The organism is Bacillus sp. P14.5 (genome assembly GCF_003316765.1).
Classification (GTDB): Bacteria; Bacillota; Bacilli; order Bacillales; family Bacillaceae_B; genus Rossellomorea.
In genome coordinates this window covers 274,636-300,534 of sequence record NZ_NIJF01000095.1, presented here as the reverse complement: position 1 = coordinate 300,534, position 25,899 = coordinate 274,636, and the positions used below count along the sequence as shown (strand labels likewise).

The 25,899-nt window shown below is 40.2% G+C and carries 22 protein-coding genes, 1 tRNA gene and 1 pseudogene; 4 read left to right on the top strand and 20 right to left on the bottom strand.

Features of this window, described 5'->3' with window-relative positions; genetic code table 11:
* Nucleotides 1-69 precede the first annotated feature (69 nt).
* The 6 genes from coaW to B9Z54_RS19465 all read right to left on the bottom strand — a co-directional run bounded on the left by coaW (nucleotide 70) and on the right by B9Z54_RS19465 (nucleotide 7,140).
* Entirely contained in the window at nucleotides 70-870 is an 801-nt protein-coding gene (gene coaW, locus B9Z54_RS19495; protein ID WP_113930038.1) for a type II pantothenate kinase, read from the bottom strand.
* Complete coding sequence (locus tag B9Z54_RS19490; protein WP_113930037.1) at nucleotides 867-1,160, bottom strand: hypothetical protein; 294 nt, start codon at nucleotides 1,158-1,160, stop codon at nucleotides 867-869. The genes coaW and B9Z54_RS19490 overlap by 4 nt, the downstream gene beginning before the upstream one ends.
* 586 nt (nucleotides 1,161-1,746) lie before the next feature.
* A complete protein-coding gene (locus B9Z54_RS19480; RefSeq protein ID WP_113930035.1) occupies nucleotides 1,747-4,881 on the bottom strand; it encodes an AAA family ATPase in 3,135 nt (1,044 codons plus the stop codon).
* Nucleotides 4,878-6,023 carry an exonuclease SbcCD subunit D gene (locus B9Z54_RS19475; protein WP_113930034.1) on the bottom strand — a complete coding sequence of 382 codons (1,146 nt, stop codon included), beginning with the start codon at nucleotides 6,021-6,023 and terminating at the stop codon, nucleotides 4,878-4,880. The genes B9Z54_RS19480 and B9Z54_RS19475 overlap by 4 nt, the downstream gene beginning before the upstream one ends.
* A 137-nt stretch (nucleotides 6,024-6,160) precedes the next feature.
* Nucleotides 6,161-6,364 (bottom strand): hypothetical protein, encoded by a 204-nt coding sequence (locus tag B9Z54_RS19470; protein WP_113930033.1) that lies wholly within the window; start codon nucleotides 6,362-6,364, stop codon nucleotides 6,161-6,163.
* 245 nt (nucleotides 6,365-6,609) lie between these two features.
* Nucleotides 6,610-7,140, bottom strand: a complete 531-nt coding sequence (locus B9Z54_RS19465; RefSeq protein ID WP_113930032.1) for a hypothetical protein — start codon at nucleotides 7,138-7,140, stop codon at nucleotides 6,610-6,612.
* A 258-nt stretch (nucleotides 7,141-7,398) separates the two neighbouring features.
* Here B9Z54_RS19465 and B9Z54_RS25010 point away from each other — a divergent pair.
* Both B9Z54_RS25010 and B9Z54_RS19460 read left to right on the top strand, forming a co-directional pair.
* Nucleotides 7,399-7,495, top strand: a tRNA-Sec gene (locus B9Z54_RS25010).
* 362 nt (nucleotides 7,496-7,857) lie between these two features.
* Nucleotides 7,858-8,361, top strand: coding sequence for a CBO0543 family protein (locus B9Z54_RS19460; protein WP_113930031.1), 504 nt, complete (start codon nucleotides 7,858-7,860; stop codon nucleotides 8,359-8,361).
* A 102-nt stretch (nucleotides 8,362-8,463) separates the two neighbouring features.
* Here the strand turns inward: B9Z54_RS19460 and B9Z54_RS19455 are convergent, their stop codons facing one another.
* Nucleotides 8,464-9,027 carry a YtxH domain-containing protein gene (locus B9Z54_RS19455; protein ID WP_113930030.1) on the bottom strand — a complete coding sequence of 188 codons (564 nt, stop codon included), beginning with the start codon at nucleotides 9,025-9,027 and terminating at the stop codon, nucleotides 8,464-8,466.
* A 141-nt stretch (nucleotides 9,028-9,168) separates the two neighbouring features.
* Nucleotides 9,169-10,428: an ATP-binding protein gene (locus B9Z54_RS19450; RefSeq protein WP_162785294.1), complete on the bottom strand. Its 1,260-nt coding sequence runs from the start codon at nucleotides 10,426-10,428 to the stop codon at nucleotides 9,169-9,171.
* Nucleotides 10,429-10,826: 398 nt separating this feature from the next.
* On the opposite strand from B9Z54_RS19450, the gene B9Z54_RS19445 reads away from it, so the two are divergent.
* Nucleotides 10,827-11,255: a DUF2621 domain-containing protein gene (locus B9Z54_RS19445; protein WP_113930028.1), complete on the top strand. Its 429-nt coding sequence runs from the start codon at nucleotides 10,827-10,829 to the stop codon at nucleotides 11,253-11,255.
* Nucleotides 11,256-11,604: 349 nt separating this feature from the next.
* Here the strand turns inward: B9Z54_RS19445 and B9Z54_RS19440 are convergent, their stop codons facing one another.
* From B9Z54_RS19440 to B9Z54_RS19425, 4 genes and pseudogenes are all read right to left on the bottom strand, one after another.
* Nucleotides 11,605-12,387: an undecaprenyl-diphosphate phosphatase gene (locus B9Z54_RS19440; RefSeq protein WP_113930027.1), complete on the bottom strand. Its 783-nt coding sequence runs from the start codon at nucleotides 12,385-12,387 to the stop codon at nucleotides 11,605-11,607.
* Nucleotides 12,388-12,988: 601 nt separating this feature from the next.
* The gene (locus B9Z54_RS19435; RefSeq protein WP_113930026.1) at nucleotides 12,989-13,474 is read right to left on the bottom strand and encodes a CcdC family protein; all 486 of its coding nucleotides are present in this window, start codon (nucleotides 13,472-13,474) and stop codon (nucleotides 12,989-12,991) included.
* A gap of 352 nt (nucleotides 13,475-13,826) precedes the next feature.
* Nucleotides 13,827-14,186 (bottom strand): response regulator, encoded by a 360-nt coding sequence (locus tag B9Z54_RS19430; RefSeq protein ID WP_113930025.1) that lies wholly within the window; start codon nucleotides 14,184-14,186, stop codon nucleotides 13,827-13,829.
* Nucleotides 14,187-14,352: 166 nt separating this feature from the next.
* Nucleotides 14,353-15,059 (bottom strand): annotated as a pseudogene (locus tag B9Z54_RS19425) (cytochrome c biogenesis CcdA family protein).
* A 276-nt stretch (nucleotides 15,060-15,335) separates the two neighbouring features.
* Here B9Z54_RS19425 and B9Z54_RS19420 point away from each other — a divergent pair.
* Nucleotides 15,336-15,536, top strand: coding sequence for an aspartyl-phosphate phosphatase Spo0E family protein (locus B9Z54_RS19420; RefSeq protein ID WP_113930024.1), 201 nt, complete (start codon nucleotides 15,336-15,338; stop codon nucleotides 15,534-15,536).
* Nucleotides 15,537-15,668: 132 nt separating this feature from the next.
* Here the strand turns inward: B9Z54_RS19420 and B9Z54_RS19415 are convergent, their stop codons facing one another.
* The 8 genes from B9Z54_RS19415 to tkt all read right to left on the bottom strand — a co-directional run bounded on the left by B9Z54_RS19415 (nucleotide 15,669) and on the right by tkt (nucleotide 25,588).
* Nucleotides 15,669-16,325: a hypothetical protein gene (locus tag B9Z54_RS19415; RefSeq protein WP_113930023.1), complete on the bottom strand. Its 657-nt coding sequence runs from the start codon at nucleotides 16,323-16,325 to the stop codon at nucleotides 15,669-15,671.
* 112 nt (nucleotides 16,326-16,437) lie between these two features.
* The gene (locus tag B9Z54_RS19410) at nucleotides 16,438-18,234 is read right to left on the bottom strand and encodes an ABC transporter ATP-binding protein (protein WP_113930022.1); all 1,797 of its coding nucleotides are present in this window, start codon (nucleotides 18,232-18,234) and stop codon (nucleotides 16,438-16,440) included.
* A 4-nt stretch (nucleotides 18,235-18,238) separates the two neighbouring features.
* The gene (locus B9Z54_RS19405) at nucleotides 18,239-19,987 is read right to left on the bottom strand and encodes an ABC transporter transmembrane domain-containing protein (protein ID WP_113930021.1); all 1,749 of its coding nucleotides are present in this window, start codon (nucleotides 19,985-19,987) and stop codon (nucleotides 18,239-18,241) included.
* A gap of 836 nt (nucleotides 19,988-20,823) precedes the next feature.
* The gene (locus B9Z54_RS19400; RefSeq protein WP_113930020.1) at nucleotides 20,824-21,552 is read right to left on the bottom strand and encodes a CamS family sex pheromone protein; all 729 of its coding nucleotides are present in this window, start codon (nucleotides 21,550-21,552) and stop codon (nucleotides 20,824-20,826) included.
* Nucleotides 21,498-21,983, bottom strand: coding sequence for a CamS family sex pheromone protein (locus tag B9Z54_RS26255; RefSeq protein WP_113930019.1), 486 nt, complete (start codon nucleotides 21,981-21,983; stop codon nucleotides 21,498-21,500). Before B9Z54_RS26255 ends, B9Z54_RS19400 begins: the two co-directional genes overlap by 55 nt.
* 549 nt (nucleotides 21,984-22,532) lie before the next feature.
* Nucleotides 22,533-22,751, bottom strand: coding sequence for a YneF family protein (locus tag B9Z54_RS19390; protein WP_113930018.1), 219 nt, complete (start codon nucleotides 22,749-22,751; stop codon nucleotides 22,533-22,535).
* A gap of 194 nt (nucleotides 22,752-22,945) precedes the next feature.
* Nucleotides 22,946-23,386 (bottom strand): sporulation inhibitor of replication protein SirA, encoded by a 441-nt coding sequence (gene sirA / locus B9Z54_RS19385; RefSeq protein ID WP_113930017.1) that lies wholly within the window; start codon nucleotides 23,384-23,386, stop codon nucleotides 22,946-22,948.
* Between the two features lie 195 nt (nucleotides 23,387-23,581).
* Nucleotides 23,582-25,588, bottom strand: a complete 2,007-nt coding sequence (gene tkt / locus B9Z54_RS19380; protein ID WP_113930016.1) for a transketolase — start codon at nucleotides 25,586-25,588, stop codon at nucleotides 23,582-23,584.
* Between the last annotated feature and the right edge of the window lie 311 nt (nucleotides 25,589-25,899).

The following is a 25,899-nucleotide window of genomic DNA, read 5'->3' as shown; positions in this document are numbered from 1 at the left end:
ACTCTGGTACTTCTTTCAATGCTGCCCCTAAGAAATCACGTCAAAAATTCATAGCTTTCTTAATCAAATTTAATTTAATCCTAAACAGCCTATTGCCCCGGCATAAGCTCCATTTTCCAAAAAAACCGGTTCGTATTCAATAATATCCTGAAATTGACCAAAATCTTTCTTTAGTAAAGTATTGCCTTTCAGTGCTCCCCCAGAAAAAACGATTGTTTTGATTCCTTCCGCTTGCGCTTCTCGTGATGAAAGAAGAATGATATTCTCAGCCACCATATTGATTAACGAACGTAGTGCATCCGCAGGGGTCTCCTCACCTGAAAATTCACCTGCGAAGTTCGCCGCAGTGAGGTGTCCAGGGATTGGAGGCTTCTCGTTTTCATATAAGTCCTTTACCAACAAGTCGACTTTTTCACGATTTCCTGATTGGGCTGTTTGAATAATTTCGGAAAAACTTTCTAAACCAGCTAATAATCTCCCAAGCCCCATAATGGTACCGCCCCCCATACCGGTTCCGGCAAGGCGGCGATGCTGATTCCTTTCAGGATCGACGTAAAATAATGAAGTTCCTGTTCCAACATTTGCTAAAATAAATGGGTTCTTCTTCTGGTGCTCCTCATACAGCAGGATGGCTGCACCCGAGCATACTGCTTCAAACTCCGGTATTTCTGATGCATTTTCAAATAAGTTTTTAATTTGACCGGCTCTTCCGCCAGTCAGACAGAATTCTGAGTGAGGGGACAGCCAGCGAAGCCACTGACTTAAAGAATCAAGGTCGCGAGATGAGAAGGTCTTGTAATGCCTGGCTCCCCCTTCATTATATACCACTTTGATAAGCGTGCCGCCAGCATCGATTCCAATTTTGTTCATGAAGTGGTATCCTTCCTTTTAGAAAATAGAAATGCCAGTGTTGCTCCATTTGCAACCATAATCACCAAAAAGGCTGTAAGAAAGTAAAAAATACCTGTCAACCTTTCTTCAGGGTCGTTCGAAATCAGAAACCAGCAAAATGAGCCGAACAATAAAATAAGGAAATTCAAAATGGTTCCTTCCAGAAACGGCTTTTTGTAACTGTTAAAATCTATCAGCCGCTTCCAGCTCCAGAAAAAAGATGCCGCTGCAGACAGCAAAATGAATAAAATAAAGAAGAACAATTCCATATTATATGACTCCCCCTCTTCTTGGATATCTCTATCTTAGTAGAAAATTATGCCAATAGAAAGCCCCTGCAGCATAATAAACTATTCTGCGAATTACCCTTCATCCTTAATCACTAAACAGCAGCAGGAAAGATGAATGCTGCTTTTATTAAACGCTCTTTTCGTAAACTTTGTGGCTATATAATCTTATTCCCGAGAAAAACAACCTTAATTCTACGGTATAACCTATTTAACATGAACAGAAAAGAGCTGATCCCTAAACCCCTAGTACCCGGGAAAAATCCGGTTCCAGGGATTTTTCCGAAAGCACTAATTTATGCGAAAATAGCCTTCTTTAAATATGGTAGTTTTCAAATAAATTGTTCCCGCGGAAAATCCAAAGAGCCAGGATTCCGCCCGAATACTTTGGTTTTATCTCTACTCGGAGTGAGTAACTCTTTACTTTCTTGCTTAGCAGGATATATAAGATGAATCATGGCCTGGCCTTACAAAATTTATATAAAAAGCAACAAAGTTTATGAAAATATAAATATATTATGTGGTATTAGTAAGGGACCTGGAAATCTCCAGGTCCCTTCTTGCGCATTTAGGCTAAAAATTGAAATTTGGTAGTACTTCCTGTTTGCGATGAGATGACTTCCAAACGGGCATCTATTCGTTCTTTAAGTTCAGGAACATGTGAGATGAGCCCGACCAGGCGTCCGCTGCTTTGGATATCCATTAGTGCCTCGATCGCATGGTCAAGAGATTCGGGATCCAGAGTGCCAAACCCTTCATCTATGAACATCGTTTCCAGGGAAACTCCTCCTGCGTACTGTTGAACAACATCTGCAAGACCCAGTGCAAGGCATAAGGCGGCTTTGAAGCTCTCTCCACCTGAAAGGGTTTTCACGTGCCGGTCCTGCCCTGTGTATTGATCAAAAACAAGCAGCTCCAAGCCGCTCTGCACATTTCCTTTACTTCTGTCCCTCTTTCTGATCAGGCTGTATCTTCCTGAAGTCATCTTCATCAGTCTGTCATTTGCAACCAGCAGGATATCCTCCAGGAAAGATGCCAATACATACCGTTCAAATGTCAAACGGTGCGTATTTTGTCCCCTTGCCATCTCTGCAAGATGTCCCGCCAGGCTGTATCTAATTTCAAGGTCTTTCACTTGCTTGTTGAGTTGGCGAACATATTCCAGAATCGATTCATTTTCAATTTTTCTCATTTTCATGGAATTAAACTCTTCGTTCAGTTTTTTCAATGCATCGTTCATTATGGAGAAGTGCTGATGAAGAGCTTCAAGGTCTGGTTGTTCAGTGTCCTGAAGAGCTTTTTCAAGTTCTTCCAGTCTGTCAGTTACCGAACGTACTTCCTCGCCATAGCCGCTCACGACTTTTTCCATTGAACTAATATCTGAGTCTGACCGTTTAGCCTCCTGAAATGCTTTGTAACTTTCAAAGCCTTGTTCTTCGAGTATGTTTAGAAACTTCTGTCGTTCATCATCCATCTCTGTCTTTAGTTTAAAAACCGCATCCTGTCTATCCTTAACTTGTGCCTCATTAACAGAAACGTCTTTACCTATGCGGTTAAATAATTCCTGAGCTTTTTCGAAGGATGATTTTAACAAAATCAATTCCTTCTGAGCTGCATTCAATGCCGAAGTGTATTTTTCTCTGGTCCTTAATTCGGCCGGAATCGCCGATCGTCTGCTTTCCAACGCGCCCTTTTTAGCATGATACGCTTCTGACAGCATCAGTTCATCCTGTTTCAGTCTTTCGAGCTTTCCATCCTGCAGCTCTATGGAATTCTTATTTTGTTCCATATTCTTAATAAGAGGCTGAAGTTCCCCCAACTGATGATTGCCTGCATTCATTTCATTTTGCTTAGCTTGCACCTGGCTTTTTATAGACTCGATTTCAAGCTGGATATTTTCCTCTTTGAAGTTCTCCAGGATTTGCGTAATTTCCCGGAATGCTTCTTGCCTTTGTGTTTCAAGCGATGAATATTGTGCTTCAATTTCGTAAAAGCCCCTGCTTGCATCATTTAAACGGTTTTCTTTTTCTATTACCCTTTCTTTAGCGGCTTTAATATCCTCTTCGTGTGGCAGTTCATCTTGCAGATGTGCGGGAGAGGGATGCTGATCGGATCCGCAGACCGGGCAAGAGTCTCCTTCCATCAGTTTAGATGCAAGTATACCAGCCTGTGCTTTATTCCATTTACTATCCAGCCACTCCAAGGTGGAGCGGGCATCTTCAAGCTCTACTAAAGCCTTTTGGTGCTGTTGCTTTCTCATTTCCAGTTTGGCTGTGACGCTTCGGCCTTCATTTACTATTTTATGGTATTGTAAGAATAGTTTCTCATTGTTTTGCAGAACAGAAATGGTTTTTTCTGTTTCAAATAGTTCAATCCTAAGCTTTTCGAGATCAGCTTTTCTAACTTCCTGCTCCTGCAGCAGCTTCTTCTTGGCAGCCAGCTCTTCCATTGCCTGTTTAATAGAGTCATTTAAACGTTTGCGCTGCCCTTCAAGTTTAGTGACTTCATCTTCTAATTGTCCGAATGAGAATACATCTTCCCGCAGGCCTTCAAGAGTATTAACCCTCTTTCCAGCTTCATCTCTTTCCTCTTCCTTCTTCTGCTCTTGTTCCCAATTTTCACGGGCAGAATCCAAATGGTTCTTCAGTTCACGATTTTGCCTAAGGAGATTCTCTAATTCTTGCTCCACCGTTTTTAATTCACGATTCAACCTATGGCAATACTCATCCTGCTTTAACAGCTTGTCCGCTTGGCGGGCTTTTTGGATCTCTTCTTTTAATCTTTCAATTTTTTCTTTCTTATTTTCAAGAATTTGCTTTTGTTCCCGAAGCACTCTTCTCTTCTCAAACTGTTCTACCAGCTTCTGTGCTTGTATTATTTGCTTTTGAAGCTGGTCTCTATCTTTCTGTTTACTATCAAAACGCTGGCTCAAATCATTCAAGGTCTCATTCATTTCACTATTATGATTTACAAGCTTTTCTATTATAAGAGTATCATTCAAGGGCTCCTCCAAGAGAAGCTCCCTTAACTCCTCATTTTGTTCCGGATGAATTCCCAAGAGGTTCCTTGTCCTGTCTTCAACCGCTTTTTCCACATCCCTTTTCAGGAGATCACTTTCCTCTTTCAATTTATCCTGAATGGTTTTATAAAACTCGGTATGAAAAAGCCGTTGAAGAATCGCTTCTTTATCTTTACTGTCAGAAGTAAGGAGCTTACGGAATTCTCCTTGGGGAATCATCAAAATCTGCCTGAACTGGTTCGCATCAAGCTGGATGATTTCTTTGATTTTCTCATCCACATCCCTGACATTCGCAGCCAGCAGCTCTTTTGCCCCGCTCTCATCTATTGAATAAAACTCTGCCTTTGCGTTAACGGTTGTAAAACCGTCCCCTCGAGCTTTCTTCTTTTCCTGTTGAGGAGACCTTGTAATGAGATAAGTTTTCCCTCTCAAGGAAAAAGTCAGTGAGACTTCCGTTAAATCATTATCATCGGCAAATTGGCTGCGGAGATCGTTCCCGCTCCTGTCTTCTCCAGATGCTTTTCCATAGATGGCGAATGAGATTCCATCAAAAATGGTCGTTTTTCCAGATCCGGTTTTTCCGGAAATCACAAACATTGTCCGGTTCTCAAGAAGCTGAAAGTCAATGGTTTCAGCAGCAGGATAGGGTCCGAACGCCTGCATGGTCAATTTTAAAGGTTTCATTTCTTTTCAGCCTCCCTCTTCGCCTTCTCAATGACATTAATCATTATTTTCTTCTTTTCTTCTGAGAAATCAGAAGTGGTCATTTCAGTGTAGAACTGCTGAAAAAGTTCGAGCTCAGACTTTTTTTCATCCCTTAATGTCGAGTAATTCTCTTTTCTTGTTAAATCATATTGTTCTACTTTTCTTTCTAAATGAAGAACATTCGGGTAAACCTGGCGCAATTTATTAATGGGGTCAATAAGGGCCCCCTCGTCATGCAAGGTCACCTTCAGAAAATCATTTGTTTTTTGATTGTTGTAAAAGCCCGGATCCAGAAGCTCTCCCATAAAGCCTTCTATCTCCCGCATGTCTTGCTTTGGTGTGAGTGCTTTTTCCTGTATCGAGATATTTCCCTTAGAATCAATTTCAACAATTGAAACAGCCTTTCTCTGTTTGGCTTCAGAAAAAGAGTATTTTAATAGTGAACCTGAATATTTCACTCTATCGTGCTTGATGGCGTCCGGACTATGCAGATGTCCAAGAGCTGTATAGTGAAAAGGATCAAACAATTCTGAACCGACACAGCCCGAACCTCCTACAGACAAAGTTCTTTCCGAATCAGAAGTTTTCCCTCCCAGAACAAACGCATGTCCCACAAATACCTGCGGCCGTCCGGGATCCATATGCTTTTCAATCTCACCGACGATAGCCTGCATTGCATCATGATGGGAATGAATGGAATCGTTTTGAAGAAGCTGCCTGACAATTCCAGGATCCGCGTAGGGAATCAAGTGAAAATTAACACCTTCGACTTCTATTGGTGCAAAGTCATGCGTCAGCTTTCCTTTCAAGTATAATCTGCTTTGTTTATACCACGATGTCCCGAATGACAGTCTTTCAGCACTGTCATGATTTCCAGATATAGCGATTACCGGAATCTTCAACTCTACATTAATTTTGTATAAGATTTCATCGAGCAATTCCACAGCTTCAGTCGGTGGTACGGAGCGGTCATAAAGATCACCGGCAATGACCACTGCGTCAGGCTGTTCTTCTTCTACTAATTGAACAAATTGATACAGAACTTCCCGCTGCTGTTCCGTCATATAGATGCCGTGGACCAGCTTTCCCAAGTGCCAGTCGGCTGTATGTATAAATTTCATTATCGTCACCTCTCGAACAGATATTCTATTCGTATTATATCAGAGATTCCTGCCTGGTTGTTACAGATAGTGGAATGGTATGAATTAACGGTGAAAGCCGCAGTAATGCCCGGTCATGAACTATTTCTATTTATCAGCTATCTTGTAGTTATCTCCTGTGGCAGTACAATGTTGGAAGCAATGACAGCCTCAACTTGGTTTCGATCATATGAAAGAGGTGCATTTTCAATACAATCGTAATTTCTGCTTCCGTGACGAATGGTTTGCCTTGTTACACGGCAATGACCTCTCATATCTAAGACCATTCTCAGTTTGATACTTTTCAAGTCTGAAGTTGCCATTTGCTTCACCTCCTTTCACCTTCTATATAGAAGGAAAGGAGACAAAAAGACACCATGATATCATTTTTTTGCCAGCTTTCTCAATCACTCATTTACTCCCTAGATTGAAGATGGATTCCCTTAGAAGTGGAAGTGCTGCCTTATTAGGACCAGAAGTTTTTATAGAGTTCTTAGTTTTGGCCTGACTTATATACAACAAAAAAGGATCGTCCATTATGAAGGACAATCCTCTTTCAAATTACATATTAACCGTTGACGTCATTGCTAAGAGTGGATTTCACCAGTCCAGCTTCTTCAAGCAAGCTTGCAATTTGTTCTTCAGCTTCTGCGAATTTCTCGTTGGCTGCTTCAAAGTTTACCTCTTCATTTTGAAGTTCAGCAGCTTTCATATCATAAGACTCGGCAAGAGTTGTTTTGAATGATTCCAGTTCCTCCTCGTATTGAGAAAGATCCCCTGATACTTCCAATCCTTGCACTGCTTCGCTTGATGCAGCAGCAGATTCAGCAGCAGCCTCTTTCATTTCAGCAGTAGGAGCTTCTTCTCCGCTCATAGCAGCTTCATAATCATTCAATTCATTATCTACTCCGTTAAGAGTGCTTGTCATATTCAAGTAGAAATCCATCATCGCTCCGGATACATCCGCAGATTCTTCGGTTGATTCGGTTTCCTCTGCATTATCGGCAGTATCATTGTCAGCCGCATTATTTTCTCCGTTGTTTGAACAACCTGCAACCGCTAACAAAATAGCCAATCCTAACCACCATAATTTTTTCATGTTCTTCATCCTTTCTGAAATGCCCATGTTGAATAGAATTCTGGCAAAACCTACGTCACTGCAGACGCAGTTATAGATGTTTCAGCCGATTAGTATCTTATCATGGGAATATCAGGCAGGTAAAGAAATTTTCCTTCGATTCCCTAAAGTTTAAATCTTGGAAATTTTGTATTATTTCTGAATATAAACACCTAGAACTTCCCGCTTGAAATTTCCCTGTTAATTCTCCATAATAGAGGATGCTTATGTAACTCTTGTGGGGCTGATTGTGTTGCTGGTGCATGCCTCGGTCTTCAAAACCGCTTGGGAGGCGCGTGCCGTCTCCGCTGGGTTCGATTCCCAGGCAGTCCCGCCAAATTTGAGTTGAAATCACTATTATTAATAATTCTGAATGTCCTTGGTGGTGCAGACCCCCAAGGACATTTTCTTTACCAGTGGCTATTCTTTCCCCTTCTTATACATCCGATAAGCTGCAAAAAATAATATAACCCCAATAATGATTCCTGATAAATCCAATAGCAGCCCCATTAAGAACTCCGCCTTTCTTCTTACTTGGGTTAAAAATGTTGGGTTAAAAATGATAAAATTCCTTAGCGTATATTTTCCTGAAAAATGCAGAAATTAAAAGACATAAAATATAACATAAAGATTTTCGCATAAAATCATGGCTATTGCCACCTATCTTTGATCATGGAACGCAGAATAAGGGGGATAAGGGTGAAGAAGAAGTTTGAGAAGAAAATATTAGTTTTTTTGCTTGGCTTTGGTATACTTTCCTTTATGAATATCCTTCGAAAGCCGCCGATTAAAGACTGGCTGATTATCTTTTTGGTAAAGGGTTATATCTCTTCTATACTTGATAAGTTTGTGGTAAAGAAAGGGTATATTAAGTATCCTGTTAAACTAATCAACTTATTTGATACCAGTTTTATCTTTGATTATTTATTATTTCCTATCAGCTGTGTCTATTACAACTTTGCCACTTTCAAGAAAAGCTGGCGGACTATATTTATAAGAGTCCTCTACTTCAGTATTCCGATGACCATAATAGAACAATGGCTTGAAAAGAAGACAAACCTGATACAATACAGGAAAGGCTGGAACTGGTTATTTACTTTTGTATCGTTAAATAGTACCTTTTTACTTGTCAGGGTAATAATCTCATTAGTGAGGAGAAAAGCTGAAACTGAGAGTGAGCTCGAGGAATTACCAGAGCATTAGATTTCAGTTTTTACTCTTGCACGCTTGCAAGTCCTGTCCTATACCTTGACTTTCTCGTTCCTACTGAGTTTAAACAGAAAAAAACCGGTAAAAACCGGTTTTTTATCCAAGCTGTCCTGGTATTTTTTTGTCTGTGCTGTTTGTTGAAGAAGTACTGTTAAAGCCGGCTGTGCTATTTCCAGCGGAATTGCTGCTCATGCTTCCACCTGAATTAGAATTGTTCTCATCCATTACTTCTTCACCAGCTTCCTTAACCTTTCCGCCGATGTCTTTAAGATCTGAAGTAGCTTCTTTGGCCGTCGAAAGGATTTCAGTTGACTCGTCTTTAACCTGATTGACTTGGTCAACGATATCTCCATTTACCTTTTCATACAAGTTTTGTGCGTCATTGATAGCTTCCTTTAGAACTGATTGAGCTGATTTCAACCGATCTTGCAGGTCGTTTTTCACACCAGATGGGTCATTTCTCACTTGTCCAACCATGTCCATTGTGGAGTCCTTCATATTCCTAGTGTTAGAGGTAACCTTTTGTCTGGTGGTTGAATCAAGCATGGCTAATGCTCCGCCAACTACTGCTCCCAAAACCATTCCCTTAACAAGCTTTCCGTTCTTTTCTTCTTCGTTAGATGAAACATTAGTGTTATTATAAGAAACTGTTTGTGTCATAAAAATACATCCTCCTAAACTTATAGTTATATATTGTCTTAGTTTTTTCTTTCCCGATTATTTTTATTTTAAACTTGACGCCTTTGGAAGGGGAGGGCAGAAATTTTTTCCACACAAAAAAGCTGCAAAAATTTTCACAGCTTAAACTTTCTCTTTTGCCCCCTCTTTACCTCTCTTGGATTTTTTGGGAAGGGCAGAAGGCAAGGTCAAATCAAAGATCGTTCCTTTTCCTTTTTCACTTTGTACATGTATTGAACCGTGGTGGTCCTTTAATATTCTGAGGCATACCATGAATCCAAGGCCGGTTCCCTTTTCTTTAGTAGTATAAAAAGGCTCCCCGAGTTTTTTTAGCGTAGTATCGTCCATTCCGTCCCCTTCATCTTGAAAAGTCAGCAAGGCTTGCCCATTGAGTTCACTTGCCGATATGTAAATATTTCCGCCATTCGGCTGAGCTTCTATGGCATTTTTAATCAGGTTAATAAAAACTTGCTTGATCTGGTTTTCATCACATTTTATAAAAAGCTCTCTTTTTGTATACTGCTGATGAATGGAAACATCGAACAATGTTGCATTGGTTTGCAGCAAGGCTGTAACCTGCTGCAGTATATGCAGGACATTTTTCTCCTTGAAATGGACAGCCTGCGGTTTCGCAAGCATAAGCAATTCGCTGAGAACCATTTCAATTCTTTTAATTTCCGCAAAAATGATATCAAGGTAGTACTGATTGGTATTTGCATCAGATTTCATTAATTGAAGGAAGCCATTGATGGCAGTAAGAGGGTTTCTGACTTCATGGGCGATGCCTGCCGCGAGCTGACCAGCAATCGACAGCTTTTGTGATTGAACTGCAAGATTCTCGTTTATCTTCATCAGTTCTTCTTCAGCATAAATTCTATGGGTGATGTCTGAAATGGTGCCTATCGTTCCTTTGAAAGTACCATTTTCATCATAATTAAGCTTGATATGTAATTCCGCCCAGTAATCACCTCCATCCTTCGTTCTATAATGCACCTCAACTTTTGTACTTCCTGCCTTTTCTTTAATGCTTGTCCTAATTATTGGCAGTACTTCATGACGCTGCTGTAAGGGTAAAAAATGGAGGGCATTGGCATTCAAGCTCTCCTTGACCGTATATCCTGAAAAACTCTCCCAAGCTGGATTGAGAAATTGAAACTGCCCTTTTGAATCGGTCCGAAAAACCACTTCTTCGATTTCTTCCAGCACAAGGCTCATCTCATCGGATAATGTGCGGTACTTCTCTTCGCTTTCCTTCAGTTGTTCCAGATTTCTCTGATGGCGGTCGTAATACCCGCCAAGCCATACCCCGGCCCCCAAAATGAGAATCGTATACACAACATCGATTGTTAAGTTAATAGTATTATCCAATATAAAATAAAACATATAATCCCAAGCGACCACAAATAAAGCCACTGTTATAAAAGATGTAATACGACCCCTATATCGACTCATTTCGTCACCCTTCGATTCAATCTTATTGTTTTATCCTAATTTTCGCACAATTATCTTAAAAACAGTATACCATCTCTTGAAGAAAAAGGAATATTTTACTTGTGAAATATTTAGGAATTCGCTTTCGTCCTTAAAAGCACTAAGAGGGACAGTCCTTCTTCGTACTTTTAAACGACGAAGCGTTGAAAGGGACTGTACCTTTTCGCAATTTAACTCGTTAACGCAAAGTTAATCGTCTTTTTTCTAAACTCCCCCCTTGCCACTGCCCCTTCCCTTGTCTATAATGAAAGACGATAATTGGCTTTTACAGAATCTTGAGGTGAAAAAGCATGCAATTAGAAGGCTGGTTCTTAATCTTCATCCTTTTCTGGGTAGTCGTCCTCATTTCATTGTTTGCAATCGGTGGTTTCTTCATGTTCAGGAAATTTTTGAAACGAATGCCGAAAGAGGATGGACGATCTGATCTCGATTGGGAAGAATATTATGTTAATAAAACGTACACCCTATGGGGCCCTAAAGAGATCGAGATTCTAAATGAACTGGTATCTCCCGTTCCCGAATTGTTCCGAGACGTGGCGAAACAAAAGATCGCTGGTAAAATCGGGGAACTTGCCATGAAAGAAGAGGCAACGTCCATTTCACAGGAACTGATAGTACGTGGATATATCATGGCAACCCCTAAAAGAGATCATAAATTCCTTAGAAAAAAACTGGATGATATGAATATTGATGCTTCGCCTTACGAGCATCTCTTTTAGGGTAAATGGAAAGGAATTGAATCTATGAGTTTTATTCTAATTATCCCCGTTATTTTATATTTAATCTTTTTTGGCGCAGGTCTCGTTATCTATAAAAAATATAAAAAGCAAAAAGGCTGAAACAGAAATTTCTGTTCCAGCCTTTTATTTTGGCTCTTTTCGTAAACTTTGTGACGATTTAATACTTAATTCCGCGAAAACCAACCTTAATTACCCGGAATAACCTATTTAACATGAAAAGAAAAGAACTGATCCCTCCGATTAGAGTATAAACCCTTAGTACCCAGGGAAAAATCCGGCTTTTGGGATTTTTCCGAAAGCAGCAATGTATGCGAAAATAGTCTTTACTTTACAGCAAGAAGAAAGCAGCCACTGCTGCCAGCGCAAAACGGTAATAGGCAAATGGAGTCAGTCTCACTTTGGAAAGCAGCTTCAAAAAAGACATAATAGCGACCAATGCAACAATAAAAGCCGATATAAAACCTGCAAGAAACATATCGATATCCCCTGCCGAAATCACTTCATAGCTTTTCACTAAATCCAATCCGCTGGCGGCAAACATCATGGGGACGGCAACTAAAAAAGAGAATTCAGCTGCTGTCTTATGGTTTGCACCAGTCAATATTCCACCTGCGATAGTGGCACCTGCTCTTGAAAACCCTGGAAATAACGCAAGACATTGAAATAAACCAATTTGAAAAGCCTGGTTGTAGGTGAGTTCGTCCAAGTTTTGGGCAGTTGTATTTCGATTTTTCTTTTCTGCATATATCAGCAGAACACCGCCTGCTGCAAGAGCGATGATCACGGTCTGCGGCGAAAATAAGTACTCTTTAATATACTCATGCAGCAGCAACCCTACTATCACTGCAGGAAGCATTGCAAAAAGAATATGAAGGACATTCAGCCCCTCCTTGAAATTGAAGCTTAAAATCGACAATACCCGCTTCCAGTAATAAACTACAACCGCCATGATGGCACCCAACTGGATAAAAATGCTGAATGTCTTTTCCTTTTCCCCGGTGAAATCCAGGAAATGTCCGGCCAGGATCAAGTGACCAGTAGATGAAACAGGCAAAAATTCCGTGAGTCCTTCTATGATCCCCAATATTACAGCAATAATGATTTCATTCAAATTTTCCATCTCCTACATCATTCTCCATGCACACCGATAAGCCGGCATAAATGATTCTGCTTACAAATCTATTAAAATAGGTTATTATATATTGCTGTTTTTCAGTAGGCTGTCACTTCTTCCCAGCTCAATAAATTTCTATGACTTCAACTAAACCTTAATGTCGCTTCAGTTTAAAGTATATCCACCTTCATATTAACACTTATCGGTTTCCAGATACCGTTTGAACAGTACTATCTAAGTTATATTACTTCGAAGTATTTATACTGTAAAGATAATTTTTCCTCCTGCCTTTATCAATCAGAAGAATTAATCACTCTTCAGAACTATTTAATATATTTAGGGTAATCAATGGCTTTGTAATATAGCTGATAATCCATTAAAAATATAAGAAAAAACCAGCAGGCTGTGAAAAAGCAGCTGCCGGTTTTTTCTTGGGGGGTTGTCATCCAAATTGAGTTTTTAAGCCAATTCCCACCTGACTCTTTAACGTTTCCCACTGACCAAATAAGGAAATTCTTTCTGTCTTACATGAATTTCAAATAAATCAGCCATTAAAATTCATATTTATGACTATCAGATACAAGAGAAGCACCCCTGTTTAAATCGTATTAGTCGTTAGTTCATCTTTATCATCCAAAAGTTTTTTGTACTGCATATACATGGCCACTCTCCAAGGTACAATCATACCAAAGGCAAGAATCCAAAACATGCCACTAAGCTGCCCGTAATCTATACTGCTGCTTAAAACAAGTTTCGCTGCAATCCTGACCAGCAGCAAACCAATTAAAATGAACGCAAAGGCTTTTGAACGTTTAAGATAAATATCATTATCACGAACTTCAAAACGTGATGTTTTGACGAGGAATATAGAAAAGATCATACCGACAACCAACGCTTCTACCATTTCGGCCAGGGTGACCCTGAACATCGGAATAATAAACATTAGTGCACCTGTACTCATAAAAATGGGAGGCAGAATAATCTTTCTGGCTGTCACCGGCTTTTTTTGTGCCTTCATTCTTATAAAGATCACAAAAAACCCCATACCAATCGCAATAATGGATGAAGCAATCGTCATGGACATATTCATCATCCTTCTTTAAAATTTACATGTGTCGACACTAATTATAGACTATTACAATAAAAGCGCAAGTAGGCATTTAACAGGCTCAAACAAAGCATATCACTGCTTGACTTTAGAGCAGCATTAGCCCCTCTATTCGAATACTTCCCCAAGACACACCGTTAGCCGGACATTGAAAGCCTATTAGCAAAGAATGGACTGGCCCTCTCAAGCAAATCAAACCAAATAACAACTTGCGAGCACTGCTGCACCCTTGTGCCCGTATATTAAACTTTGTCCTTCCTTGATTCAATAAACTCCAGGTTTTGAAAATTAAAATCCCCCCATCCATTCAAGATGCGGGGTACTTCCTTTAATTTATTGCTCTATTGATTGCCTCAACTACACGGCTCTCATCAAAAGGCTTTACAATGAAATCTTTGGCTCCGGCTTCTATTGCTTCAACAACCAGCTTCTGCTGGCCCATGGCCGAGCACATGATAATCTTGGCATCGGGATATTCTCCCACAATTTGTCTTACAGCTTCTATGCCGCTCATTTCTGGCATCGTGATATCCATTGTTACGATATCTGGTCGAAGCTCCCGAAACTTATCGACTGCCTGCATTCCGGTTTCAGCCTCGCCAATAATACGATGCTCACTGTTTCTCAGCATATTCCCGAGCGTCATGCGCATAAACTTTGCATCGTCCACTATTAGTACTGTTGCCACAGGTGTTCCTCCTTGTTCCAGCAATGGATGTGGAATTACTGTTAAGTAGTTAAGTTATCTGATTATTATCATCTTCAAATATAGCACTCTTTATCTGGTAATTTCAATCCCGTAATTCAATCTTTACAAATAAGGCCAGCTGTCCTTTAAACCGGCCTTGCCTTGATTAGAAGCCGGTGAAACCTCCAGTGATTTTACTAAAAAAGATGATAATTGCAGTAAGCAAGTCAAAGAACAGCATAATCCCCACAAGTATCATAATATATCCGCCGATTTTCATGATTTTAGCATTATTTTTCTAATCCATTGCATTCTCCCCACGAAGAAGGACAACACCAGAAATGGAATTGAGAAGCCCAGAGCATAGGCAATCATGTATATCATTCCTGATCCTGGATTAGTTCCGATAAGTGATAAGACGGCACCCAGTATAGGACCGGTACATGGAGTCCAGCCGGCTGCAAAAGCCATTCCAATCAAGACAGAACCTATATATCCTGCAGGACGATTCTTAAATTCGAATTTTCGGTCTTTCATTAGAAATTGCGGTTGGAAAACTCCGATGACCATCAACCCAAAAATCACAATGAAAATAGCACCTGCCTGGCGGATGATATCTTCATATTGAAATAGGAAACTTCCCAGATAGGTAGAACTGAATCCAAGCACAACAAAAATTGATGAAAATCCTATAAGAAACAGAACGGTGTGTATCAGACTTCTTTTTTGCAGTTTAACATTTTCATTCTTTAAATCACTCACAGACATCCCGGTTATATAGGAAAGGAATGCCGGGTAGAGCGGCAGACAGCACGGCGAAATGAAGCTAAGAAAACCAGCGCCGAAAGCTAAAAATATATTAATATCACCCATGTGACCCCAACTCCTAAAAGTTTCTTTATTTTTATTGTATCAGACATCAATGCTGCATAGGCATTTTCCTCCTGTGAACAATTTGTGTACATAGCAGGATGCCTGATATGAAGCGCTTTAAATTACCTCTTCCTTTACAATAACTTACTTTTTTCATAAATTATGTGAATAATTCTTTCAAAAAAAGTATCTTTTCGCTATACTATTATGTATTAGTAACATTTATTAGTATTAGCAGAACATTTACTAGACTCTACCAAGAAAGGACTTAAGGTCATGTCTAAACAAGAGCTACTAGATCGGATTGAAAAAAAACGCGCCCAGTTAATAGATATTGCAGCTGTTAATGGCCTTAATTCACCTCTCGCCATAAAGTACAGTCAAGAACTAGACTCACTGCTAAATCATTATAATCGAAAATTTATTAAAGCCTCTTCTATATCAAAATCGCTGGCTGCCAAACATGCAGCTCATTAAAAAATCAGTCCTTAAATCAACAATCTTTTGCAATATTTAAGCATGGTAATCGGGTACAAGCGTACCTAACTATACTAATCAACCCAAAAAGGCAAAAGCGAAATCATCGCTTTTGCCTTTTGTGTCCTCAAATTATTTAAAGTCCATATCGCCTTCAGTTCTAACTTCATTCCTGTCCTGGTTAAATTCTTCTTTTTCCCCGTTATCACTTTCCTCCTGTTCAATGTTGGCTGTTTTTGTCTTTGAAACTACCCAAGATCCATTCTCCTTCACTAAAACGTAAGTGACTTCTAAGTTACCTCTCAACTGGCTGCTGATATTCTGGACGACTCTATATTCTTCTTCAGAACTCTCATGTACGCTGTATTCTTGTTCATACTTGAGCCAAATCGGCGCTTCAGTTGCCACCACGGATAAGTCTCCATCAGAGTTCTTAATATAGATATCTGCCAAACTTTTTGCTTGTCCTTCTGTCATTATCATAGAAAATTGTTGAATGATTTCATCTTTTGATTCATATTCCTCAAGTTCGGGACCTTTTTCGATTACTTCCATAAAAGTTTCCTCATACTTCTTAAGAACTTCCTCAGCTTTTTCTTTGGTCATTTCCGGACCATCTTCTGTATTTCCATTTGTTGAATCATCTGATGAAGCGGTTTCATAAGTTTCCTGCTGAGTATCTTTCACTGCCTGAGCTTCTGAGGGGTCTGCCTCTGTACTTTCCTCCGCTGTTCCGCATCCTGCAAGCAATAACCCGGCTATTCCGATCCCATAAAATACTTTTTTCATCCTTCCGATTCTCCTTTCCAAATTTTATCTTATAGTAGCCTATACACTGCAGTGTCTTTTTCTAAACAAAAAAGAAAGATAACCGCATAATTTAAACGGTCATCTTTCTTAATCACGAATTCACAGCATCTTCAATTCCTTCAACGAGGCCATTTTGCAATAGATACATTTTATGATACAAACCTTTTTGTGTTAATAGCTCCTGATGATTTCCTCTCTCCACGATTTCTCCTTGGTGGAGGACAAGGATACAATCTGCATCTTGGATGGTAGACAGCCGATGGGCAATGGCGATGGTTGTACGTCCTTTTCTCATTTTTGCCAGTGCCTGCTGGATTGCATCTTCCGTTTCGGTATCAATATTGGCAGTCGCTTCATCCAGCACCAGGATTTTGGGGTTGGTGGCAATGGTCCTGGCAAAAGCGATCAACTGCCTCTGCCCGCTGGAGAGTGTTGACCCTCGCTCAACCACCTTGTGAGAATAGGAATCAGGCAGCTTTTCAATAAATGTATGAGCCTGAACAAACTCTGCTGCTGCTTCTACTTCGTCGTCAGACATATCACTTGCATGCAGTTTAATATTATCTTTCACTGTACCATAAAAAAGAAATGGATCCTGTAAAACGAGGCCGATTCGATTTCTAAGTTCATCCATTGGATATTCCTTTATGGACTGGCCATCAATCAGGATATCGCCTCTTTCATATTCATAAAATCTCATCAACAAATTGATGATTGAGCTTTTTCCGCTGCCAGTATGTCCGACCAGCGCGACCGTTTCACCAGGCTTGGCGGTGAAAGAAATATTTTTCAAGACATCTTTCTGCCCATCATATGAAAAGGTGATGTCCCTGAACTCTATCTCTGCATCTGCTATCTTCCATGTAGACCCTTTGGCTTGAGCAGGTGACTCTTCTGATTCATCGAGGAGGGTAAATACACGCGAAGAAGCTACGATAGCCTGCTGAAACATTGACAGCCTCATCATAATATTATTTACAGGTTCAAAGAAACGGTCCAGGTAGTTGATAAACGCATATAATACCCCTATCTCGATAGGATTGCTAAAGGAAGAGATCCCGAAGTAACTCAGCACCAGTATCAAAGCAGAGATATAGACTAAATCAATTGCCGGACGAAGCAGAAGACCATCAATCTTGATGTTTCGCATACCGGCTTTATAGTGTTTCTCATTTATATCACCGAATTCATCTCTCAGCCTTCTTTCCTGCCTGAATACCTGAATGATTGCCATGCCCTGCAAGGACTCGCTCAACTTCGCGTTTAGCTGGCTCAATCTCTCCCTTAAATCGTGGTAAAAGATAGAACTGTATTTTCTATAAGTCTTAATGATCATGAATAATACTGGCAAAATAATTAAACAGAACACGGCTAATTTTACATTTAAGATGAACATGGCCGTGAATATCCCGACAAACAGAAAACTTCCTTGAATGAAGCTTACCAGAACACTGACAAACATATCTTTAATTGCTTCGGTATCGTTCGTCACTCTGGACACGATGCCTCCTGCCGGGGTCTTATCAAAATATCTCATGCCTAGATCCTGCACCTTTGAGAATACATCGACCCTCAGCTGTTGAATGATCTTTAAAGCAATTTCCTGAAACTTTAATAATTGGAAATATGAAATAAGTACATTGGCGATCTGAATGCCAATATAACCCGCTGCCAGCCATACCAGTGGTTCATATGGAAAATTCCGCGGTGTCAGATAGTCATCGATAAACACTTTGACAAGGTATGGGCCGAGCACATCACCAATAGTGGTTAAAGCCAATAGAAAAAATGCAATGAATATTGATTTTTTATGCGGTGCAGTGTACCTTAGTAATCTTTTTAAAACCTGGCGCTGATCCTTTGCTGACATGGTTGTTGTTTTATCCATAAGATTATCCTCCATGCTCTACTAATTCTTCTAATTGCTGACGTAAATACATTTCCCTGTACCAGCCTTCATTCTTCATCAATTCTTCATGTGTACCCTTTTCTGTAATTCTTCCATTATCCAGGACAATTATTAAATTTGCGTGTTGAATGGCACTCAGCCGGTGTGCGGTGATAATAGTCGTCTTTCCTTCACGATTCTCCTTGAGCGCCTTAAGAATGGACTCTTCCGTCTTGGCATCAACCGCAGACAAAGAATCGTCGAGTATAAGGACTTCCGGCTCCATCAAAAGAGCACGCGCTATGGAGATCCTTTGTTTCTGCCCGCCAGACAAGGAAACGCCGCGCTCACCAACCACTGTTCCATACCCATCTGTAAATCCTTTGATATCCTCATGGATTTGGGCCAAAGAAGCTGCATCTTCAATGGTCTTTGCATCAGCCTTTGGATTAGTAAAAGCTATGTTTTCGGCTATTGTTGCAGAAAACAGAAAGTGATCCTGAGGAACATAACCAAGTGAGTTTCTAAGCATCTCTAATTTATAGTCCTTTATAGAACGTCCTCCAAAACGAACTTCTCCATCATAACCTTCGAATTCCCTGATGAGAATCTTAAGCAGAGTTGTCTTTCCAGCACCTGTTTTACCGACGATCCCCAAAGTTTCTCCTCGTCTTAAAGCGAAGTGAATATCTTCCAAGACAGCCTCTTCTTCTCCAGAATAAATAAATTGGCTGATATCAAATTCAATATCCCCTTCAGGTTTAACATCCAATGCATAAGGACTGTCATCGATTTCCACTTTTTCTGCCAGCAGGCCGGACACCCGGTCATAAGAAGCACGACCTCTTTCTACGATATTAAACAGCCATCCGAACGCAAGCATCGGCCATATCAACAGACCTAAATAGGTTGTGAATGAAACAAGTTCTCCTATCGTCATTTCGCCTGCCACAACATATCTTGAACCAAAAGCAACAGACAAGAAAAAGGAGATTCCGACTATAATAGATATCGTTGGGTCAAACAATGAATCAACCTTGGCTACGGAAATATTCTTTTGCACCACATCTTCCGATTGATCCCTGAACGACTCGATATCCTCTTTTTCCTGTCCGAAGGTCTTAATGACTTTTATACCAGAAACGCTTTCCTGTGTTTTATCATTAAGATTGGAAAATGCCTCTTGAGCCTTATGAAATCTCTTATGTAATAATGTGCCGTAATAGTTGGTCAATATCGCCATAAAGGGCATTGGAATCAAGGCAATCAGTGTCAATTTCCAGCTGATTGTGGCTGCCATGGCAATGATGACAAACCCGCCTGTTGCCAGCGAATCCACAAACGTCAGTACTCCCTGGCCTGCTGTCATTTGAATTGCCTGTAAATCGTTTGTGGCATGTGCCATCAAATCTCCCACACGCCTTTTTTGATAAAAGGACGGCGTCATCTTAGTAAAATGATGATAAAGCTTGTTTCGAAGCAATTTGGACAACTTAACCGCTGAGCCAAAAATCATCATTCTCCATACAAATCTCAACCCGTACATACTTATGGCGGCCAATGCCAATACGCCTGCCCACTGCAGCAAATCACCAGGAGTAAGGTCATTTTGTTTGATACTGTCGACCACTATGCCAATCACCTTTGGCGGTACCAGTTGAAGTGCTGCAACAAGCAAAAGGACGCTTATGCCTGTTAAATAAGATTTCTTTTCTTGTTTAAAAAACCACATCAAATCAAGAAAGACTTTCATGATGCAACCCCCGAATCCAGAATTATTTTGCGACTCTTAATTTTAGCAAATTTTTAAATAATATAAAATAAAATAAATTCTTATTTTGCCAGTTATTATCGTATTTTACTTTAGAGGACGTTCGCTGCATCCATTTATTAAAGCTTTAATAGTAAGGGATTTCCGCTCCAGGCGCACGACTCCGTGGGACGTGCGGTGAGCCTCCTCGGCTTTGCCTGTATAAAAAGTGAAAGCCCCCTGGTCAGCTCCGCCAGCAAATAACCCGAGGGGCTGGGTGCTGGAACTAGACGCCCGCTATTCCCGCAGGAGCTCGTACGCCTTCCACTCCAATCCTCTTACTTAAAAGGTGAGGAGATGGATTATTTAAAAGCAGCAATCTTTCAGAAAAGAGCCATTATGTAAGTAATGCGATATCGGTATTTAATAATAGGCATGTCAGCCTTCTAAGGGAAGAAATTCCGTTTATTTTAGAAATCGCAACCAAAAATGCGAAAATAAGCGGAAAAACTTCCCTTATTGGCTTAAAGGATGCAATAATGGTTAGTTTTGCTGAGCTTAAGCGAAAAATTTCCGCTAAAATACCCCCAATAATGTGCTGTTCCACAGCTTAACCGGAAATATTCCGCTTATTTCGGGTACAACTGGTTTTATACTTACGGGTTGTTCATGTCTATATCCTTAACAGGACATATCTCTCCTGGAATGAAGTAATAGGGAAACAAACGTCAACCTATCATGAAATGTGATTATTTAAATGCAGATTTATGTTCTTCGGAACATGCGGTATAGTCAGGGGTTTTCAAGAACATAAAAAAACGTGCCAATAAGCACGTTTTTTAACTGCCGCTATCATGGATATGGATTGATGGTTCTTGTTCAGGTTCCAATAAAATGGTAGCTGCTGTTCCCTCTGGTGTCTTCACATAAATATAAACAGGTTCATGAGGGAAGAAGTCTTGAATCTCAGGAGTGAAGGCTTGGACAAGACCCACAATCTCTCCGTATTTGGTCATGTCGGTATTCACATTGATGACCATCTTTTGCATATCGGTGTCTATATAAGTACCCTTTGACACTAATTGAATGGTCCGATCCTTGAAGAACGAATTCATATCTTCCTCCAAGCCTTTAAAGCGATTAGAGACCACCCGGTCATGTTCTTCTGCCTCATCAGATGGGAAGAGGTACTCCTGTTTTTCTGTGTCTCTCCATTTCTTGATCGACTTATCATTAGCATCCAGGTATGAATAACTGAAGTAAGAGCCAGGAAGAACACTGTTTTTCTTCTCAAGTTGATATAGAGAAATAACAACCGGAACATTGGCCAGGTTTTCATTTTGTCTTATGCGGCTAATGATTGTTTCCGCCATTTTCTTGCCTTCACTAACCATTTTTCCACTAGGTTTATCCAGGCCGCTGATTTCTTTGGTGTCAAAGTGTTTCAATCCCATATTATCATCAACGGTAATATAATCCACGGAGTTCATAGCAAGACCGATGGAGATCCCTTTCAAGTTTCCTTCTTTATCCACATAATTTTGTTCATGAACGTATCCCAGGTACATGGGACTTTCTTTTTTATCTCCATTACTTCTTCCCAATTCATGTCTTCAGTTACTTCTATAGGAGGATTCAATCCCAGTTCATCATTGGACTCCCGGCGTATCCAGCTTCTGATTTCCTCCAGATACTGACCTTCCTGATAAATATACTCATCAGCAGGAAAGTATTCTTCTGAAATACTCATAAGGCCGGTTTCAATTTCATTCATATCCACACGATTATTTATCTGATAAGTAATGAGTTCACGGTTTTTACTAAAAGCTGAAGACTTAACGTTATATCTTAAATATTCATTGGTTTCATTTTCAGAAGTGCTCTGCTGTGTGACCAGGTTTGTATTTTCATTTTCCGACTCTCCAGGCATCCCTGGAATAGTACAGCCTGTAAGAATCATCAGTATACTCGCACTTGTTGCTATTAAACGTTTTTTCATTTAGGTCTCCCTCCGACCACTATTTTAACATAAAAAGATTACAGGTGCAGACCATTCACTAATTATTTCACCTTTAAATAATAGTGAAATAATTAGTATAGTAAATCAAGTAAGAAGCTCAGAAATTTACTTACAAGCCAAGTATATTCGTACCATTTAACTTGTTCTGTAGTATGTTAACACTTCCTAAATCGAAGGGACCTTATCTTGCTTTACTCTCTATGTAACCTGCTTGCTATTCACTAGAGTTGCGGCTGCTGAAAAATAAGGATTTAAGACCCTGCCGCTCAACTCGGCTGTGAGGACATCTGTACTCCACGCCTTCGCATTTTAAAAAGTGGAATACCCCCAGGGAGAACCTCTCAGGTAGATGAAACTATATTCTTACCCACTGCATTAAGCAACAAAAAAGATCACTTTTCCTGCTACTGAAGGATAAGTGATCTTCTTTATTTTAACGATGAATGATTGAGCAGTTAGGCAGACATTCTTTTCCTTACGCTCTAATCAACGGTTTGATAAACTAAGAACACTTGTCAAGACCAGCAGTTACTTGCCTTGCTGCTTGTTCATTGCGTTCATCATTTGATTGATTTTCTTTTGGGAAGGTTTTTGTCCCATTTGCATCATCATCATTCTTAGCATTTGTTCATTAATTGGTGGATTTTTCTTTAGGTAGCTCATCATATATTTACGAGCGATGAAAAATCCTAGCGCTACCCCAGCTAAAGCAGCCAGAACACCGACTAGAATAAATTGCCAAAACATAGTTCTACTTCCTCCTTCATGTTGTCCTTATAAAAGTGTACTAAACCAAGAAAGATTATACAATATTTTAATTTAAATTTCTTTATCCAAAAGAGTGATTTCAATAAGATTGAGACTAAACGGTTCCTATTATTGAGTTAAAACCATAGTATGTACCTGGATTAGCCGGAAAACTGTAGATGTCATCCTGCTTTTTAAACGTACTTTCTCATTTTAATAGGCTTTAGCCAGCCGAACTGTCCCCTTTCGAGATCAATCGCCAGCAGCCGCCCATCAAGCTTTCTCAACAACTCAAATACATAGGCCTCCCAGTCACTATGACCTTGCAGTTCAACCTCGACGAATTGATCAAGCACTCTAATTCTTGCATTGTTTTTTCCGCAGGAAGATTCTATATAGTATTTATTATCATTCTGGATATTTTCTTTTTTCACGGATAGTGCCTGGGATAAAGACCGTGTAAAAGGCAAAAATGGAATGGGCCTTGTAATATAATGAATTTGTTTCATTAATATCTTTTCCAGTTTACCCGTAGCAACACTGCTTTCGAGAAACAAATTATAAAACGAGCGTTCTCTGCCATAAAAATAATCAGCAATCTCATCTTCTATCCAATAGAGCCGGTAGGATTTCATCTTTCTTCCTCCCCATAGCTTGTCCTTTAAAATAGTATAAAGAACTATCAGAATTAAGATTGTAGAAAGCTGTTGAGAATTTGCACTAGTTTTGTCGAAAGTGTTTCCAATTTACCGAACTACATTAAAAAATTAGGACTACTACATACCAAAAGCTGCTGTTAACCAGCAGCTTTTGGAGGTGAAGAAATTTAATTATCTTTCAAGCAATGCTTTCACACGGGAAACGACATTCTCCACTGTAAAGCCATACTCTTCCATGATTCTTTCTCCAGGTGCTGAAGCCCCGAAGCCATTGATTGCCAGGATATCACCTTCATCACCAGTGTAACGGTCCCATCCAAGAGGAGAGGCTACTTCCAGTGCAAGACGCTTCTTAACCGCCTTTGGAATGATGGAATCTTTATATTCTTTGGATTGCTCTTCGAAACGATCCCATGAAGGCATGCTGATAACCGAAACAGCAATACCATCTTTCGCCAGGTTACTTTGAGCCTCTACTGCAAGACTTACTTCTGAACCTGAAGCCAGTAAAAGTGCATCCGGCTGTTCTTTGCCTGCAGGTGAAACAACATAGGCACCTTTTTCAACACCAGATTGCGCTTTGGCGTCAGTCCCTTTTAAAGTAGGAAGGTTTTGTCTTGTCAGCACAAGGGCTGTCGGCTTATTTTTTGATGTCAACGCTGTGCGCCAAGCTGCAGCTGTCTCATTTCCGTCAGCTGGTCGAATGACGGAGAGGTTAGGCATAGCCCGCAGAGAAGCAAGTTGCTCAATTGGCTCATGCGTAGGTCCATCCTCACCTACAGCTATACTATCATGAGTGAACACATATGTTACCGGAAGCCCCATTAAGGCAGCAAGTCGAATTGCCGGTCTTAAGTAGTCAGAGAATACAAAGAATGTTCCCCCGAAGACTTTTACTCCCCCGTGCAGTGCCATACCGTTCATTGCAGCACCCATGCCGAATTCACGTACACCAAACCAGATATTTCGTCCATCATAGGATTCAGGAGTGAAATCCTTTTGGTTTTTGATCATCGTTTTATTAGATCCAGCAAGGTCTGCCGAACCGCCGATTAATGCAGGCACATTCTTCGCAATGCTATTCATTACTTCTCCTGAAGAAGCACGGCTGGCAAGGCTGCTTCCTTCTTCATAAACAGGAACCTCTTTGTCCCAGCCTTCAGGAAGCTCGCCATTCATTGCAGATAGTAATTGGGCGGCAAGTTCAGGATATTGGGCTTTATATTGAGAAAATAACTCATTCCATTCCTTCTCTTTATTCTCTCCGGCATTAACCATTTGTTCTTTGAAACGATCATGGACTTCAGAAGGCACATGGAAATCTTGATCGAAAGTCCATTTGTATGCGTCTTTAGTCAACTTCATTTCGTCTTCCCCAAGCGGGGCGCCGTGAACATCGGATTTACCAGATTTATTTGGTGCTCCGTAACCGATGACAGTCTTCACTTCTATAAGAGTAGGATGATTCTCATCACTCTTTGCCTCTTCCAGCGCTTTTGCTACTGCCTCTATATCATTGCCATCCTCTACACGCACATATTGCCAGCCATATGCTTTAAAACGGCCTTCGACATCTTCAGAGAACGACCTGTCCAATTCGCCATCAAGAGAAATATCGTTAGAATCATACATAACAATCAGACGTCCTAGTTTGAGGTGGGCTGCCAGTGATGCTGCTTCTGAAGATATTCCTTCCATAAGATCCCCGTCACCGCAAATGCTGTATGTATAATGGTCAACAATATTAAAATTGTCACGGTTATAAACAGATGCCAAATGGCGTTCTGCCATTGCCATACCTACTGACATTGCCAACCCTTGTCCAAGGGGACCGGTTGTTGCTTCAACACCAGGTGTGTGACCATATTCAGGATGTCCAGGAGTCTTGCTTCCCCACTGTCTGAACTGCTTCAGATCTTCCATCGAAACATCATAACCAGACAAGTGCAGCAAACTATATAACAACATAGAGCCATGACCTGCTGAAAGAACAAATCTGTCTCTATTATGCCAATCAGGATTTTTAGGGTTATGGTTCATGAATTTGGACCATAGCGCATAAGCCATAGGTGCAGCCCCCATCGGCATACCTGGGTGACCTGAATTTGCCTTTTCAATGGCATCAATTGAAAGAGTCCTTATAGTATTTACGGCTAATTGATCAGTTTTATCAAACATTAATCAACATCCTTCCTTTTTTCGTGTATTACTTGTTAATATTAATATTCTTATCCCGTTTATACAAACGATTTGTTTGTCAACAGAATTTGTACCACTTTAAAGAAAGCGCTTACTTCGTTGAGGTGAAAGCCTTTTCTTGCTGCGGAAATAATTTTCTCGATTTACTAATTAATCGGAATTTTTTCTTTGAAATCTTTTCTTCATAAGTTTTTATTTCAATCCCGGCCTGCACTTAAAACCATTAATGTCCACTTCTTTAGAATGCGCCATATTAGTATCCTCATACCCTGATTAAGACACATTTAGTA